Source organism: Mangrovicoccus algicola (assembly GCF_014903745.1).
Taxonomy (GTDB): domain Bacteria; phylum Pseudomonadota; class Alphaproteobacteria; order Rhodobacterales; family Rhodobacteraceae; genus Mangrovicoccus; species Mangrovicoccus algicola.
The window spans coordinates 36,158-52,126 of sequence record NZ_JACVXA010000005.1; the positions used below are offsets into that span (position 1 = coordinate 36,158).

At 69.7% G+C, this 15,969-nt stretch carries 11 protein-coding genes; 4 read left to right on the plus strand and 7 right to left on the minus strand.

Translation table 11 applies throughout. The annotated features are described in order from the left end of the window. Window positions 1-34: 34 nt before the first annotated feature. Window positions 35-2,002, plus strand: a complete 1,968-nt coding sequence (locus ICN82_RS02375; protein WP_193179239.1) for an acyltransferase family protein — start codon at window positions 35-37, stop codon at window positions 2,000-2,002. Between the two features lie 18 nt (window positions 2,003-2,020). Here ICN82_RS02375 and ICN82_RS02380 read toward each other — a convergent pair whose 3' ends face one another. The 4 genes from ICN82_RS02380 to hemA all read right to left on the minus strand — a co-directional run bounded on the left by ICN82_RS02380 (window position 2,021) and on the right by hemA (window position 6,387). Then, window positions 2,021-2,428, minus strand: a complete 408-nt coding sequence (locus ICN82_RS02380) for a hypothetical protein (RefSeq protein ID WP_193179240.1) — start codon at window positions 2,426-2,428, stop codon at window positions 2,021-2,023. 50 nt (window positions 2,429-2,478) lie between these two features. After that, window positions 2,479-3,612: a flavodoxin-dependent (E)-4-hydroxy-3-methylbut-2-enyl-diphosphate synthase gene (ispG, locus tag ICN82_RS02385; protein WP_193179241.1), complete on the minus strand. Its 1,134-nt coding sequence runs from the start codon at window positions 3,610-3,612 to the stop codon at window positions 2,479-2,481. A 73-nt stretch (window positions 3,613-3,685) separates the two neighbouring features. Further along, a complete protein-coding gene (locus ICN82_RS02390; RefSeq protein WP_193179242.1) occupies window positions 3,686-4,984 on the minus strand; it encodes a helix-turn-helix domain-containing protein in 1,299 nt (432 codons plus the stop codon). Window positions 4,985-5,163: 179 nt separating this feature from the next. Continuing rightward, complete coding sequence (gene hemA, locus ICN82_RS02395) at window positions 5,164-6,387, minus strand: 5-aminolevulinate synthase (protein ID WP_193179243.1); 1,224 nt, start codon at window positions 6,385-6,387, stop codon at window positions 5,164-5,166. Between the two features lie 324 nt (window positions 6,388-6,711). Here hemA and ICN82_RS02400 point away from each other — a divergent pair, with 324 nt between their 5' ends. Beyond that, window positions 6,712-8,304: a glucan biosynthesis protein gene (locus tag ICN82_RS02400; protein WP_193179244.1), complete on the plus strand. Its 1,593-nt coding sequence runs from the start codon at window positions 6,712-6,714 to the stop codon at window positions 8,302-8,304. 78 nt (window positions 8,305-8,382) lie between these two features. After that, complete coding sequence (locus ICN82_RS02405; protein WP_193179245.1) at window positions 8,383-9,756, plus strand: M20/M25/M40 family metallo-hydrolase; 1,374 nt, start codon at window positions 8,383-8,385, stop codon at window positions 9,754-9,756. A gap of 21 nt (window positions 9,757-9,777) precedes the next feature. On the opposite strand, the gene ICN82_RS02410 is transcribed toward ICN82_RS02405, so the two are convergent. From ICN82_RS02410 to ICN82_RS02420, 3 genes are read right to left on the minus strand one after another with little or no spacing between them, the layout of a single operon-like run. After that, window positions 9,778-12,231 (minus strand): DUF3772 domain-containing protein, encoded by a 2,454-nt coding sequence (locus ICN82_RS02410; protein WP_193179246.1) that lies wholly within the window; start codon window positions 12,229-12,231, stop codon window positions 9,778-9,780. A gap of 47 nt (window positions 12,232-12,278) precedes the next feature. After that, a complete protein-coding gene (locus ICN82_RS02415) occupies window positions 12,279-13,313 on the minus strand; it encodes a cysteine synthase A (RefSeq protein ID WP_193179247.1) in 1,035 nt (344 codons plus the stop codon). 52 nt (window positions 13,314-13,365) lie between these two features. Then, a complete protein-coding gene (locus ICN82_RS02420) occupies window positions 13,366-14,460 on the minus strand; it encodes an NUDIX domain-containing protein (RefSeq protein ID WP_193179248.1) in 1,095 nt (364 codons plus the stop codon). Here ICN82_RS02420 and trmFO point away from each other — a divergent pair. Beyond that, window positions 14,459-15,955, plus strand: coding sequence for a methylenetetrahydrofolate--tRNA-(uracil(54)-C(5))-methyltransferase (FADH(2)-oxidizing) TrmFO (gene trmFO / locus ICN82_RS02425; RefSeq protein WP_193179249.1), 1,497 nt, complete (start codon window positions 14,459-14,461; stop codon window positions 15,953-15,955). The two genes, ICN82_RS02420 and trmFO, sit on opposite strands and share 2 nt — an antisense overlap. Window positions 15,956-15,969 lie beyond the last annotated feature (14 nt).

The following is a 15,969-nucleotide window of genomic DNA, read 5'->3' on the forward strand; positions in this document are numbered from 1 at the left end:
CCCCATCCTGAACAGCTTTGCAGGATGATCCTCCATGCGCCACCGCCCCGAGATCGACGGACTGAGGGCCTTCGCCGTCCTTCCGGTCATCCTCTACCATGCCGGTCTGGGCCCGTTCCCGGGGGGCTATGTCGGCGTCGACGTGTTCTTCGTGCTGTCGGGGTTCCTCATCACCTCGCTGCTGGCGGAGGATCTGGAGCGCGGCCGCTACAGCCTCGCGGGGTTCTATGAACGCCGCGCGCGGCGCCTGATCCCGGCGCTGGCGCTGGTTCTCGGCGCCACGACGCTGGGCGCATTGGCGATCCTTCCGCCCGAACAGCTGCAGGGCTATGCCGCCAGCCTGCTGGCCTCGGCGCTTTTCTATGCCAATGTCCATTTCTGGCTGAATAGCGGGTATTTCGCCCCCGGCGCCGAGGACCTGCCGCTGCTGCATGTCTGGAGCCTGGCGGTGGAGGAACAGTTCTACCTGATCTTCCCGCCGGTGCTGGCGCTTCTGTGGCGCCGGGGCCTCCCCCTGGCGCGCAGGGTGCTGTGGGGGGCCGTCCTTGCGTCCTTGCTGCTCTGCCTCGCCGGGATCGCCGATTACCCGGGCGCGACCTTCTTCCTGCTGCCAAGCCGTGCCTGGGAATTGCTGGCCGGAAGCCTTCTGGCCCTGCACCTGCATGCGGCGCCGCGCGGCGGACGCGCCCTGCCCGCCTCGATCGGGTTCGGGCTGATCCTGCTCTCCGCGATGACCTTCACCGAGGAGACACCCTTCCCGTCGCATTTCACGCTGGTGCCGGTGCTCGGCACGGTGCTGGTGCTGCGCTATGCGGCCCCCGGGCAGTGGGTGTTCCGCATCCTGACCTGGCGGCCCTTCGTGCTTGTCGGCCTGGTCTCCTACAGCGCCTATCTGTGGCACCAGCCGCTGCTGGTCCTGGCCCGTGCGGCCAGCTACGATCCGCCGGGACCCTGGCTGCGCGCGGGCCTCGTCGTGCTGACGCTGGTTCTGGCGGCGGCGACCTGGGCCTTCGTCGAACAGCCGTTCCGCGGCCGCCCCGCCAGATGGCTGCCCGGGCGCACGCCGATCCTCGGGGCCTCCGCGGCGGTGCTGCTCCTCGCGGCGGCGGCCGGCATCTCGGGCATCGCCAGCGCCGGATGGCCCCGCCTGTGGGAAGCCACGCGCCCGCAGGCCGTGGTCGCCACGCACCGGCTGCTGTCGCAGCGCGACCAGCGCGCGGAAGACCCGTTCCCCGGGCCCTGCCGCTTCAACCTCTATCCCGACGAGGACGCCCGCACGCCGCTTGCGGATATCGTGCCGCGGCTGCGGGACTGTGCCGCGCGGCACGGACCCGGCATCGCCGTTCTGGGCGACAGCCACGGCTCCGATCTCTACCGCGCGCTCCTCGCCAGCAGCGACAGGCCCTTTCTCGTGGGCCTGGCCCGCGGAAGCTGCCGGTTCCATGACGGCAAGCCGGGCTGTCCCTACGATGCGCTGGCGGCCTTCCTGCGCGACAGTCCCGATGCCCTGGGCGCGATCATCTTCGAACAGGCCGCCTATCCGCTGCTCCGCTCGGAGCGTTTCGGCGCCTCCACCCGGGACATCTTCACCGCCCTGGCCGTGGACGAGCCGGTCCCCGCCACCCGCCCGGTGGCGGCGCGCATCGGCGAGCCGCGGGATTACCTTGCCGCCCTGCCCGGCACGGCGCGGATCATCTGGTTCGGGCCGCGGCCGGTCCATTACATCCCCGACCGCTTCATCCTGGCGAAGGGCTGCGACTATCCGTTCCGGCTGCGGCCGGGCATGCTGGACCCGATCCGCATGCTGGATGCCGCGATCCGGGAGGCGGTCGCCGGGACGCGGATCGAATATGTCTCGCAACTGGAGCTGATGGACCTGACCCTGCCGGGCGACCTGATGGATTGCGGCGCGATCTACTGGACCGATGGCGACCATTTCAGCGCGGAGGGCGAGATCCGCTTCGGCCGCCGCTTCGACCTGGTGAACCGGCTGAGGCTCTGAGACGGCGCCGCGGCCGTCTCAGGGCTCTTCCGGCTCGGGGGGCTGCGCCGGCCGGCGCAGCATCGGCTGGGCCCGGCCGCGGGGGTCGCGGGCAGGCTCCGGCGGTGCCGGGACGGGCTGCGCGCGCCCCGCCGCGGCGCTGCCGGGCTGGGACGGGACATTCAGAACCAGCGCCCGGCCCGACAGGGCGATGTCGAACAGCGCCAGCATTCCCTGGGCCCCCGCGACCATGAACAGCCCGTTCATCGCCACCGCGAAGCCGCCGCCCAGATAGGGCGCCAGAAGCCACAGGTCGCGCGTGCCCAGCACGATCATCTGGAACACGCCCAGCCCGATGAGCACCAGCCCCCCGGCCAGCAGCAGCCAGCCCAGGACGGAAAGCAGCCAGACCGCCGCGCGGCCAAGCCTGTACCTGCGTGCCGGCATGGCTCAGCCCCCGCCCCTGCGCGGCATCGAATTCCCGCTGCGCGCCACGGCTATTCGGCCGCCTCGGCGGAGGCGGCTTCGGCTGCCTCGATCTCGGCGGCCTTCTTCTCCACCTGCTCGACGATATGGTCGATCATCTGGTCATTGGTCATCTTGTGGCTCTGCTTGCCGGCCAGATAGACCATGCCCGCCCCCGCCCCGCCGCCGGTGAAGCCGACATCGGTCATCAGCGCCTCGCCGGGGCCATTGACCACGCAGCCGATGATCGACAGGCTCATCGGCGTCTTGACATGTTCCAGCCGCTTTTCCAGCGCCTCGACGGTCTTGATGACGTCGAAGCCCTGGCGCGCGCAGCTGGGGCAGGAGATGATGTTGACGCCGCGATGGCGCAGGCCCAGCGATTTGAGGATCTCGTAGCCGACCTTGACCTCCTCGACCGGATCGGCCGAGAGCGACACCCGGATCGTGTCGCCGATGCCCATCCACAGCAGGTTGCCCAGCCCGATGGCCGACTTGATCGTGCCCGAGACCAGCCCGCCCGCCTCGGTCACGCCCAGATGCAGCGGGCAGTCCGTCGCATCGGCCAGCGCCTGATAGGCGGCCGCGGTCAGGAACACGTCCGAGGCCTTCACCGAGACCTTGTACTCGCGGAAGTCATTATCCTCGAGGATGCGGATATGTTCCAGCGCCGAGGCCACCATCGCATCCGGGCAGGGTTCGCCATACTGTTCCAGCAGGTGCCGTTCGAGGCTGCCGGCATTGACGCCGATGCGGATCGAACACCCATGGTCCTTGGCGGCCCGGATGACTTCCTTCACGCGCTTCTCGTCGCCGATATTGCCGGGGTTGATCCGCAGGCAGGCAGCCCCCGCCTCGGCCGCCTCGATGGCGCGCTTGTAGTGGAAATGGATGTCGGCGACGATCGGCACTGGGCTTTCGCGCACGATCTCGCGCAGCGCGGTCGTGGCCGCCGCATCGGGGGCGGAGACCCGGACGATATCCGCCCCGGCCTCGGCCGCGGCCTGGACCTGCGCCACCGTCGCGGCCACGTCGGCCGTGTCGGTATTGGTCATGGTCTGGACCGCGATGGGCGCATCCCCGCCGACCGGGACATTGCCCACCATGATCTGGCGGGAGGTCCGGCGGTAGATGTTCTTCCAGGGACGGACATGGTTGAGCGACATGGGGGAAGGGTGCTCCGCGTGGTACTCGACTTGGCCGGACCATACGCCGGGCACCGCGGCTCCGCAATGCGGCTCACTCGGGCTGGGGGGTCTCCGGGCGCATCACGAGTTCGGCAAGTCGGCGCAGTTCGGGATCCGCGGCGGTCATGTCCACCGCCTGATAGCGGTCGGACAGGGCAGCGGCGGACAGTTCGACATTCTTGGTGACGGATCCCGCCGGGCCGGCCGGGCCCAGCGTGGCGCCGTTGACCGCGAAGAACAGCGCGCCGGAATTGCCTGCGCGCAGGCTGGGCGCGGTCTCGGTCTGCGGCAGGACATAGCGTTCCCCCGCCGCCAGCGTCTTCTCCAGCAGCTTGGTGCCGTCGGCGGCGCTGACCCGGACCCAGACGGGATCATTGGCGAAAAGCACGATCCCCGGCGCCTGCGGGGCCAGCACGGCGACATCCGCCGCCGCGGGCGCGGCCGCCGCGGGCGGTCCCTGCACCTCGGCAAGCTGGCTGCCGGGAAGCCCCTGCACGGCATCCAGCGCGCCCGGACCGCCCGGCGGGGCGATCCCCGCAGCGGCCAGCTGGCGGGCGGGATGCGCCGCGCCGGAGATGCCGGCATAGGCGCCCTGCCCGCGCGGATCCAGCGTGGCGATCGGCCCGTCGCGGGCGACCATCACCGGCGCATCCAGCGCCTGCGGCCGGTAGAGGTTCATCAGCGCCTCGCCCGTGGCGCGGCTGACGGCGCCGGGATCGGTGCTTTCCGTCCCGGCGGCGGCAGGCCCGATATCAAGCGCGACGACCGGGGTTTCCACCGGCGCCAGCGTCACCCGCTGGATCGATTGCAGCACCGACCAGGCGCCGTAGCCCAGCCCGCCCAGCAGCACCAGCAGCGCCGCGGTGGAGGCGACGGCCCCGGGCCGGATCTCGGCGAAAACGGCGGCGCGCGGCGCCCGGTAGAGCGGGTTGCGCGCCAGCACGGCATCGCCGCCCTTGTGCACGACCGGCCGCGGACGCGGGCGCCCGTTCGGCTGGGCAGAGCGGGCCGTGGCATAGACCCGCGCATCCAGCCCCTCGACATGGGAATAGCCGGTCTGTTCGCAGAACGCCTGGTAGACCAGTTCCGGGTCCAGCCCCAGATAGCGCCCATAGGATCGGACATAGCCGCCGATGAATCCCGGCGTCTCGAAGGCGCTCAGGTCGCCCTCCTCGATCGCCGCGATATACCCGGCCTTGACCTTGATGTCGCGCTGCACGTCCAGAAGCGACTTTCCCATGGTGGCGCGTTCGCCCCGGAGGATGTCGCCGAGCACCAGCTCGTAATCGTCGAAGCCTTTCGGCGTCTCCAGATATGTTCCGTCAGCCGGCGCGGGTTCGCGCCTTGTCATAGGATCCAGCCCATGTTGCCGCTCGTGTCCCCAGATGCCCCACGATTCGTATAGCGGGTGCGTTATAAGGGAGAGTTAGCACAATTCAACGCATCTGGCACCCGGGCGGGACGAAAAACGAAGCCTTTTACGGACCTGCCCGCAACGGCAGCTGTGCGATGCAGGCAGCTCCGGCGGCTTCAGGCGGAAAGCTGCCCGCGCGACAGGGCGCATTGCGACCACAGGTCGTCCAGCGCCCGGATCAGCGCGTCCAGCTCGCGCGGCCCGTGCACGGGCGACGGGGTGAAGCGCAGCCGCTCGGTGCCGCGCGGCACGGTCGGGAAGTTGATCGGCTGGACATAGATGCCGTGATCCTCCAGCAGCCTGTCCGAGATCATCTTGCATTTCACGGGATCGCCGACGATCAGCGGCACGATATGGCTGCCATTGTCGATCACCGGCAGGCCCATGCCCTTCAGCCGCGCCTTCAGCACCCGCGCCACCGCCTGGTGGCGGTCGCGGATGGAGGGGTCGGATTTCAGCACCGCGATGGAGGCCGCCGCCCCTGCCGCCACGACCGGCGGCAGCGAGGTGGTGAAGATGAAGCCCGGCGCATAGGAGCGGATCGCGTCGCACATCTTCGCCGAGGCCGCGATATAGCCGCCATGCACGCCGAAGGCCTTGCCCAGCGTGCCGTTGACGATGTCGATGCGGCCGATATTGCCCTGCGCCTCGGTGACGCCGCCGCCGCGCGGCCCGTACATGCCGACCGCATGGACCTCGTCGATATAGGTCAGCGCGCCGAATTCCTCGGCCAGGTCGCAGATCGCGTCGATCGGACCGAAATCGCCATCCATCGAATAGACGGATTCGAAGGCGATCAGCTTGGGCGCCTCCGCCGGGATCGCCTCGAGGATCTCGCGCAGATGGGCCAGGTCGTTATGGCGGAAGATGTGCTTGGGGCAGTTGCCGTGGCGGATGCCCTCGATCATCGAGGCGTGGTTCAGCTCGTCCGAGACGATATGCAGCCCCGGGAACAGCTTCGGCAGCGTCGAGAGCGTCGCGTCATTGGCGATATAGGCCGAGGTGAAGACCAGCGCCGCCTCCTTGGCATGAAGGTCGGCCAGTTCCGCCTCCAGCTTCTTGTGCCAGACCGTGGTGCCCGAGATGTTGCGCGTGCCGCCCGATCCCGCACCGGTCGCGTCCAGCGCCTCGTGCATGGCCGCCAGGACCTCCGGATGCTGCCCCATCCCCAGATAGTCGTTGCCGCACCAGACCGTCACCGGCTTGGACGTGCCGTCGGGGCGGTGCCAGACGGCGTGGGGGAAGTTCCCCTTCTCGCGGGCGATGTCGATGAAGGTGCGGTAGCGGCCTTCCTGGTGAAGACGCGAAAGCGCCGCGTCGAGGCTGGCGGAGTAATCCAAGGCGGTCTTGCCCTTTTCGTGTCTGGGCTCCCGCGGTCGGGCGCCTGGTTGCGGTCCTGGGTCAGTCCCGTTCTCTACTTGCCCGGAAAAGCGGCACGAATGCAATCCGCCCGTCCCGACATTTTCCCTGATCGGCTCTGTCATGATCGCTGATCGCCACAGGATGTATGCGCAGACCTTCGCCGGTCCAGCCCCGCCTAGCGGCAAAGATCCGCCTGCCGCTTTGATCCTGATCAAGCCCTTACTAGGTCTTTGACATCACGCCCCGGCCCGGTCTGAATGACCGGGCCTTTTCTGCGGGCCACCTAGCGAGTCGAGACGACGATGGACCAAGACCAGACCAGACGCGACATCCTCAAGGCGCTCGGCGCCGGCGCCTTCTTCCTGCTGCCGCGCCTTGCCAGCGCCCAGACGCCGGCCCAGGCCACCGGAGAAGCCGAACCCTTCTCCTTCGAGCGCCTGCGCGAGATGGCGCGCGACCTGGCCGGGCACCCGTTCCAGCCGATGGCCGTGGCCGATCCCGACATCGTCGACAGGATCGACTACGACGCCCATAACCAGATCAGCTATCGCCGCGAGGACACGCTGTGGAAGGACCAGGGCGACCGCTCGCCGGTGCAGTTCTTCTTTCCCGGCCGCTACTTCCCGCAGCCCGTGCATATCTACGCGGTCGAGGACGGGATGGCGCGCGAGGTGCCCTTCTCCCTCGATCTCTTCGACATCCCCCAGGGCAATCCGGCGCGCGAGCTGACCCGCACCGACGGCTTCGCCGGGTTCCGCGTGATGAACCCGGACATGAAATCCGACTGGATGGCCTTCCTCGGCGCCGCCTATTGGCGGACCTCGGGCTATTCGGGACAGTTCGGCCTCTCGGTGCGCGGCCTCGCGATGGACACCGCCATGCCCGACGGGCCCGAGGAATTCCCCCGCTTCACCCGGTTCTGGCTGGAACCCGGCGAGGCGGGCGCGCTGACCGCCTATGCGCTGATGGAAAGCCCGCGCGCCACCGGCGCCTACCGCATCGCCAGCCGCCAGGAGGACGGGATCATCCAGGACGTGGAGGCCGCCGTCTTCCTGCGCGGCGATGTCGGGCGCATGGGGCTGGCGCCGCTGACCTCGATGTTCTGGTACGGCAAGATGAACGAAAGGCTCGCCACCGACTGGCGCCCCGAGATCCATGACAGCGACGGGCTGGAGATCCTCTCGGGCACCGGCGAACGCCTGTGGCGGCCGCTGAACAACCCGCCGCGCACCATGGCCAATGCCTTCTCCTCGCCCTCGGTGCAGGGCTTCGGCCTGATGCAGCGCGAGCGCGATTTCGAGCGCTACCAGGATGACGGCGTGTTCTACGAGAAACGCGCCTCGGTCTGGGTCGCGCCGACCGACGACTGGGGGGACGGCGCGGTGACGCTGGTGGAGATCCCCACCAATGACGAGATCCACGACAATATCGTCGCCATGTGGACCCCGGGCGGCGATGCCACGGCCGGGACCGAATACAATTTCGGCTATACCCTCTCCTGGCTGGAGGACAGCCCGGTGCCGCAATCGACCGGCCGCTTCGGTGCCATCCGCATCGGCAAGGGCGGCGTGCCCGGCCAGCCGCGCCCCGAGGGCGTGGCCAAGATCGTCTGCGATTTCGACGGCATGGGGCTCGAGGGGCTGGGCCGCGGCGACGGCGTGACGCTGGAGGTCTCGGTCTCGCGCGGGGAAACCGGCAATGCCGACGTCTTCCCCGTGGTCTCCACCGATTACTGGCGGGCGATGTTCGACCTCGACTTCTCGTCCCTGCCGCCCGAGGACGAGACGCCGGTGGATGTCCGGCTCTATGTCACGCATGACGGCGATGCGCGGACCGAGACGCTGCTGCTGCAGCTCTTCCCCTCGCAGCTGCGCAACCAGCTCGACGGGGTCTGATCCCTGCCCCTGCGCCCGGCTTGCGCCCGGGCGCAGGGACGCTAGGGTCCGGGGCGACGACAAGACAGGAGTCGCATGATGTCAGTTGCCCCCGTTCTCGCCCGCATCGACACCGATCTGGATGCCGCGCTCGCGCGGCTCTTCGATCTGCTGCGCATTCCCTCGATCTCCACCGACCCGGCCTATCGGGCCGATTGCGCCCGCGCGGCGGACTGGCTGGTGGCGGATCTGGCGGCGATGGGCTTCGACGCCTCGACCCGCCCGACCCCGGGCCATCCGATGGTGGTGGCGCATCATGACGGGCCGGGGCCGCATGTGCTGTTCTACGGCCATTACGACGTTCAGCCGGTCGATCCGCTGGAGCTGTGGGATCGCGACCCGTTCGATCCGCAGATCGAGGACAGCCCGGCCGGGAAGGTGATCCGCGGCCGCGGCACCTCCGACGACAAGGGCCAGCTGATGACCTTCATCGAGGCCTGCCGCGCCTGGATCGCCGAAACCGGCAGCCTGCCCTGCAAGGTCACGATCTTCCTCGAGGGCGAGGAGGAAAGCGGCTCGCCCTCGCTGGTGCCCTATATGAAGGAAAACGCCGCCGAACTGACCGCCGATATCGCGCTGATCTGCGACACGACGCTGTATGACAGCCGCGTGCCCGCGATCACCACCCAGCTGCGCGGGCTCCTGGGCGAGGAGATCACCGTCACCGGCCCCTCGAAGGACCTGCATTCGGGCATGTTCGGCGGCCTGGCGATGAACCCCGCGCGGGTGCTGGCCCGGATCGTCGCCGCGCTGCATGACGACGAGGGCCGCGTGACGGTTCCCGGTTTCTATGACGGCGTGCCCGAGATCTCGCCGGAGCTCCGGGCGCAATGGGACGGGCTCGGCTTCGACGCCGCGGGCTTCCTCGGCGGCGTGGGCCTTGCCGATCCCGCGGGCGAGACCGGGCGCTCGGGGCTGGAAATGCTGTGGAGCCGCCCGACCTGCGAGGTCAACGGCATCTGGGCGGGCTATACCGGGGCGGGGTTCAAGACCGTCCTGCCCGCGCAGGCCCATGCCAAGATCAGCTTCCGCCTGGTGGGCACGCAGGATCCGCACAAGCTGCGCGAGAGCTTCCGCGACTACGTCTCCGCCATGGTCCCCGCCGATTGCAGCATCGCCTTCAAGGGCCACGGCAATTCGCCCGCCAGCGTCATGCAGACCTCGCATCCCGCCTTCGAGAAGAGCCGCCAGGCCCTGACCGAGGAATGGGGCGTCGAGGCGGCCTTTGTCGGATCCGGCGGCTCGATCCCGGTCGCGGGCTATTTCAAGACCCATCTGGGGATGGATACCGCGCTGATCGGCTTCGGCCGCGATGACGACCAGATCCATTCCCCCAACGAGAAATACGATCTCGAAAGCTTCCGCCGCGGGGCGCGCAGCTGGGCGCGGATCCTGGGCGAGATGGGCGCCTGACGGTCCCGGCCGCGGGCGCGCTCAGCGCCCGTCGGCCTCTCCGGCGCCGTCCATGTCGGCACTGGAGAGCATCGCGCCCCCCCGCCCCGGACCCGGCCGCGCGGCGCCGGGCGCCTCGGAGGCGGTGCCGGTCTCGGGACGCATGACAGGGTGGCTGCGCGGGCCCGAGGCCTCGTGCAGCCAGACATCCTGCTGCGGGAAGGGGATCTGGATCCCCTCCTCCAGGAACCGCCGGACAATCTCGTGATTGATGTCGGATTTCACGTTCAGCAGGAAATTGATGTCGCGCAGGATCACCCGGATCTCGAAATCCAGCGACGAGCCGCCCAGCCCCATGAACAGAACCTGCGGCGGCGGCGACATCGCCACCAGCGGATGCGCCTCGGCGATCTCCTGCAGGATGCGTTCCACCTGGCGCGTGTCGCTGCCATAGGCGACGCCCACCGGCACGATGGCCCGGCCGATCAGGTTGCCGCGGGTCCAGTTGGTGACCACCCCCGAGACGAGATCGGAATTGGGCACGATCACGTCGGTCCGGTCGAAGGTCTCGATGCGGGTGGCGCGCACCGCGATCGCCTTGACATAGCCCATCTGCCCGCCGACCTCGATCCAGTCGCCCTCCGAGACGGGGCGCTCGATCAGCAGGATGATCCCCGAGACGAAATTCGACACGATGGTCTGCAGGCCGAAGCCGATGCCCACCGACAGCGCCCCGGCCACGATGGCGATGCTGGACAGGTCCAGCCCCGCCGAGGTGAAGGCGGCCAGCCCCGCCAGGAAGAACCCGACATAGCCCGCCCCCGAGGTGATCGCCCGCTGCGCGCCCAGATCCAGCCGCGTCTTGGGCAGGATCGCCTGGGACAGGACCCCCTGGGTGAACCGCGTCAGCACGAAGCCCGCCGCGAAGACCAGCACCACCACCAGGACCAGGTCGGGGGAAATCTGCACCCCGCCCAGCGTCATGCCGGTGCGCAGCGAGGTCCAGACTTCGCCCAGATCGGCGGCGCGCGCGCCCCATAGCAGCGCCATGAGCGGCACGGCCAGCACATAGAGCACGCCCCCCGCCAGGGTCGCGCCCAGCCCGTTGGCGGCCCGCGTATCGCCGTGGTTGAGCACGACGAAGACCTGCGCGACCAGCCGCTGCGCCCGGCCCAGGCCGGCCAGCAGGAAGAAGGTGGAACAGGCCGGGAAAACCAGTGCATCGGCAGCGCGCAGATAGCCCGCCGCCCCGGCCAGCGGTCCGGCGATCGCGATGACCCGCGCCAGCCCGGCCAGCGCCGCGATCACCCTGCGGCCGAAATGCCCGTCCTCCCCGGGATCGGCTGCGGCGGGGTCGGTGCGCGCGCCGTGCGACAGCACGTTGCGCGCCCGGTAGAGCCTGCCGATATTGAACAGCGCGGCCGAGGCCATGACCACGAAGATGAAGCCGAGATAGTCCTGCGCCGCCTCGGAATAGCCCAGGTTCTCGGCCGCGCGGGTGATCCCCGCAAAGAGCGCCAGGACCAGGACCAGGCCGGTGGAGACCCGCCGCGCCGTGGCCGAGAGCCGTTCGGGCAGGAGATCCGCGCCATCCTGCAGGCCCTCCTGGGGGCTGCGCGGATAGATGCGCAGCACCAGCCAGGTCCCCAGGATCAGCGTCATCGCGAAGGTCGAGACGCCCTCCAGCAGGCCCGAGCCGGTATCGCCCAGAAGCCCCGAGCGGCTGATCGCGGTCAGCACCAGCACCAGCCCGGCCACCGGCAGCAGCAATTGCAGCGTGACGCCCGTCAGCTGCGCGCCGAGCCGGGCGAAGCGGTTGCCGAGGAACTGGCCGAAATGCAGGATGCCCCGCGTCCAGCGCCCCGACCGCCACATCAGCACCAGCCCCGCCGCCGCGAGGGCCAGCGCCGAGGGCAGACCCTCCAGCCGCTCGCGGCGCGCCTCGGCCGAACTGTAGAGCCCCAGCATCTCGCGCGGGACGGAGGCGAGGCTCGCGCCGACCTCGCGCAGCGTATCCGTCCAGTTCAGCGGGTTCAGCGGGGTCGGCCGGCGCTGCATCAGCTCCGAGGCCTGGCGCTGGCGCAGCTCCTCGTCGATCTCGCGCACCAGCCCGTCGGCATGGGCGAAGGCCAGCTGCGCCTTGACCGAGGGTTCCTCCACCACGCTGCGCTGCTCGGTCAGCGAGGCGCGCTCGGCGGTGACGGCCTCGGGCTCCGTCTCGCCCTCCGCGGGCGGTTCGGGCAGCATCGACAGGCGCCGGTCGATGGTTTCCAGGCGGCGGCTGTTCAGCGTGTTGTCGGCAAGGAACTTGTCGCGCCAGCTGACCACCTGGTCGCGCAGCGCGGTCAGCGCGCTGTCGGGGGCGGCATCGACGGCCAGGGTCTGTTCGACCCGCGCCGCCAGCCGTTCCCACGCGTCGTAATCCTCGCTGCTCTGGGCGCGCAGCGGCGCGGCCAGCAGCAGGCATGCCACGAGCAGGGCGGCCGCCGCCGCCATGCCCGCGCGACCGGCTGCGGGCAGGATGCGGCGGAGCCCCGCCCCGCTCATGCGTCGGCGAAGACTTCGGGAAGCACCCGGCCCGACCCTTCCAGCCAGCCCGGAACCGGCAGGCCCTTGGCCCGCAGGAAGCCGGGATTGAACAGCTTCGACTGATAGCGCGAACCGTAGTCGCACAGGATCGTCACGATCCGGTGGCCCGGGCCCATCTCGCGCGCCATGCGCACGGCGCCCGCGATGTTGATCGCGGTGGAGCCGCCCATCACCAGCCCCTCCTCGGCCGCCAGGTCGAACACGTAGGGGAAGGCCTCGGCGTCGGGGATGTTGAAGCTCATGTCGGGCGTGAAGCCCTCGAGGTTGGCGGTGATGCGGCCCTGGCCGATCCCCTCGGTGATGGAATCGCCGCCGGATTTCAGCTCGCCCGTGGTGTAGAAACTGTGCAGCGCCGCGCCATCGGGATCGGCCAGGCCGATCTTGACCCCCTTGGGCTGAAGCGCCGCGGCCACCCCGGCCAGCGTCCCGCCCGAGCCCACCGCGCAGATGAACCCGTCCACCTTGCCGCCGGTCTGGTCCCAGATCTCGGGGCCGGTGGACTCGACATGCGCCTGGCGGTTGGCGGTATTGTCGAACTGGTTCGCCCAGATCGCGCCATTGGGTTCGCTCTGCGCCAGAGCCGCCGCCAGGCGCTGCGAATAGCGGATGTAGTTGTTGGGGTTGCGATAGGGCGCGGCAGGCACCTGCACCAGCTCCGCCCCGGCCAGGCGGATCATGTCCTTCTTCTCCTGGCTCTGGGTCTCGGGGATGACGATGACCGTCTTGAACCCCATGGAACTGCCCACCAGCGCCAGGCCGATCCCGGTATTGCCCGCGGTCCCCTCGACGATGGTGCCGCCGGGCTTCAGCGCGCCGCGGGCGATCGCGTCGCGGATGATCCACAGCGCGGCGCGGTCCTTCACCGACTGGCCGGGATTGAGGAATTCCGCCTTGCCGAGGATCTCGCAGCCGGTTTCCTCGCTGACCTTGTTGAGCCGGATCAGCGGCGTGTTGCCGATGGCAGACGCGAGGTCCTTGTAGATCGCCATGATGCACCCTTTCGTCGAAGCCCGGCCTATGTACGCCCCGCCGGGCAGAGGTTCAACCGGAGCCGCGCAGCCGCTCCAGATTGAGTTCCAGCCAGAAGGCCGAGACCAGAAGCGGCGCATCGGGGATCTCGTTGGCCATCAGCCGCCGCATCAGCTCGGCGCGGGGCATGACATGGCCGCGGATATCCTCGCCCTCCGCCGCCACCCCCGCCAGGGTCGCCGCCGCGTCGGGCAGATCGGCGATGCCGATATAGGAATACAGGTATTCCGAGAAACACCCCGTGGACGGGTAGTAATCGCCGATGAAATGCAGCGCCCCCAGATCCAGCCCGGCCTCCTCGCGCGCCTCCTTGCGCGCGGTGGTCTCGGGGCTGTCGCCCGGCTCGATCCGCCCGGCCACCGGCTCCAGGATCCAGGCGGTGGCATCGCCGCGGGCGATCGGCGCGGCGCGCACCTGTTCGACCAGCAGCACCCGGTCGCGCACCGGGTCATAGGGCAGAACCGTCACCGCATCCGAGGCAATGAAGACCGCCCGCAGCACCGGCTCGCTGTGCCCGCCATCGAAACGGGCATGGGAATAGACCATCTCGTCCACCGCGAAATAGCTGGAATAGGCGCGCCGCCGCTCGTGCATCGTCACATCCGGCAGGCCCAGCCCGGAGAGCAGCGGCTTCGGCGCCGCCGCCGCCGCCTCGGCGCGCGAGGCCGCCCGCATCAGCATCACCGGCAGCCGCCCTGCCGCCTCCGCCGCAGAAAGGCTGCCGCGATAGCCGAGGATTTCCGCCACGACGAAGCCCAGGATCGCGCCCCAGCCCAGGTGCTCCGCATCCTGCCAGGGCGCGGCGCCCGGCGCCTCCGGCTCCAGGCAGAGCGTCGCCGACACCCCGGCGGGGCCCTCCACCTGCCGCTCCGTCTCGACCAGCCCCAGGACCGTCGCCACGTAGCGCAGCGCCGCCAGATCCGCCCCGTCCAGATCGCCCGTCACCACCGGCAGCTCGCCCGGCCCGGGCGCGATCCCCGGCACCATGATCTCGCCGCCGCTCAGCACCGCGCCCCGGATATGCCCCGCCGCCAGCCGCGCCCCGCCCGCCAGCGCCGCCAGAACGCCCGGCGCCGCGAGAGGGCCGTGAAAACACACCTGTACCATGATCGCTCCTTCCGGATCGCCTGCCCCAGTCTTGGCCCCGCCCGCCCCCCGGGTCCAGCGCCGGGGCTTGCGGCATTCGGACCCGGCGGCAGGCTGCTGCCGAGACCGCTTCAAACCGGCCGCGAAAGGCGCTATCAGCCGCGCCATGACAGAACGGTTGAACATCATCGGCGGCGGCATGGCCGGATCCGAGGCGGCCTGGCAGGCGGTCTCGATGGGCGTGCCCGTCACCATCCACGAGATGCGCCCGCATGTGGGCACTTTCGCGCATCAGACCGGCGACCTGGCCGAGATGGTCTGCTCCAACTCCTTCCGCTCGGATGACAGCGAACAGAACGCCGTCGGGCTGCTGCATTGGGAAATGCGCCAGGCGGGCGGGCTGATCATGGAAATGGCCGACCGGCACCGCCTGCCCGCGGGCGGCGCGCTGGCCGTGGATCGCGAGGCCTTCGCGGCCGCCGTGACCCAGCGGCTGCGCAGCCACCCCCTGGTCGAGATCGCCGAAGGCGAGATCACCGAACTGCCGCGCGACGGCCAGTGGATCATCGCCACCGGCCCGCTGACCTCCGGCGCGCTGGCCGAGTCGATCCGCGCCGAGACCGGGGCCGAGGCGCTGGCCTTCTTCGACGCCATCGCGCCGATCGTGCATTTCGACTCCATCGACCTGTCCAAGGCCTGGTTCCAGAGCCGCTATGACAAGGGCGAGACCGAGGAGGAACGCACCGCCTATCTCAACTGCCCGATGGACAAGGCCCAGTACGACGCCTTCATCGACGCGATCCTGGCCGCCGACAAGACCGAGTTCCGCGAGGGCGAGACGGCCAAGTATTTCGACGGCTGCCTGCCGATAGAGGTGATGGCCGAACGCGGCCGCGAGACGCTGCGCCACGGCCCGATGAAGCCCGTGGGCCTGACCAATCCGCACCAGCCCGAGATCAAGGCCCATGCCGTGGTGCAGCTGCGCCGCGACAACAAGCTGGGCACGCTGTTCAACATCGTCGGTTTCCAGACCAAGATGAAATACGGCGCCCAGACCGAGGTGTTCCGCCTGATCCCCGGGCTGGAGGACGCGCGCTTCGCCCGGCTGGGCGGCATCCACCGCAACACCTTCCTCAATTCGCCGACGCTGCTGGACGACCAGATGCGGCTGCGCTCGCGGCCCAATATCCGCTTTGCCGGGCAGATCACCGGGGTCGAGGGCTATGTCGAAAGCGCCGGGATGGGCCTTCTGGCGGGGCGGCTGGCCGCCTGCGAGATGCGGGGCCGCACCCTGCCCGCGCCGCCCGATGTCACCGCTACCGGCGCGCTCGTGACGCATATCACCGGCGGCGCGGATGCGAAGACCTTCCAGCCGATGAACGTCAATTTCGGGCTGTTCCCGCCGATCGACGCGAAAGGCGGGCGCCGCGGACGCAAGGACCGCTACAAGGCCTATACCGACCGCGCCAAGGCGGCCTGGTCGGACTGGCTGGACGCCGCGACGGCACCGGCATGACGCATGGGCGGCGG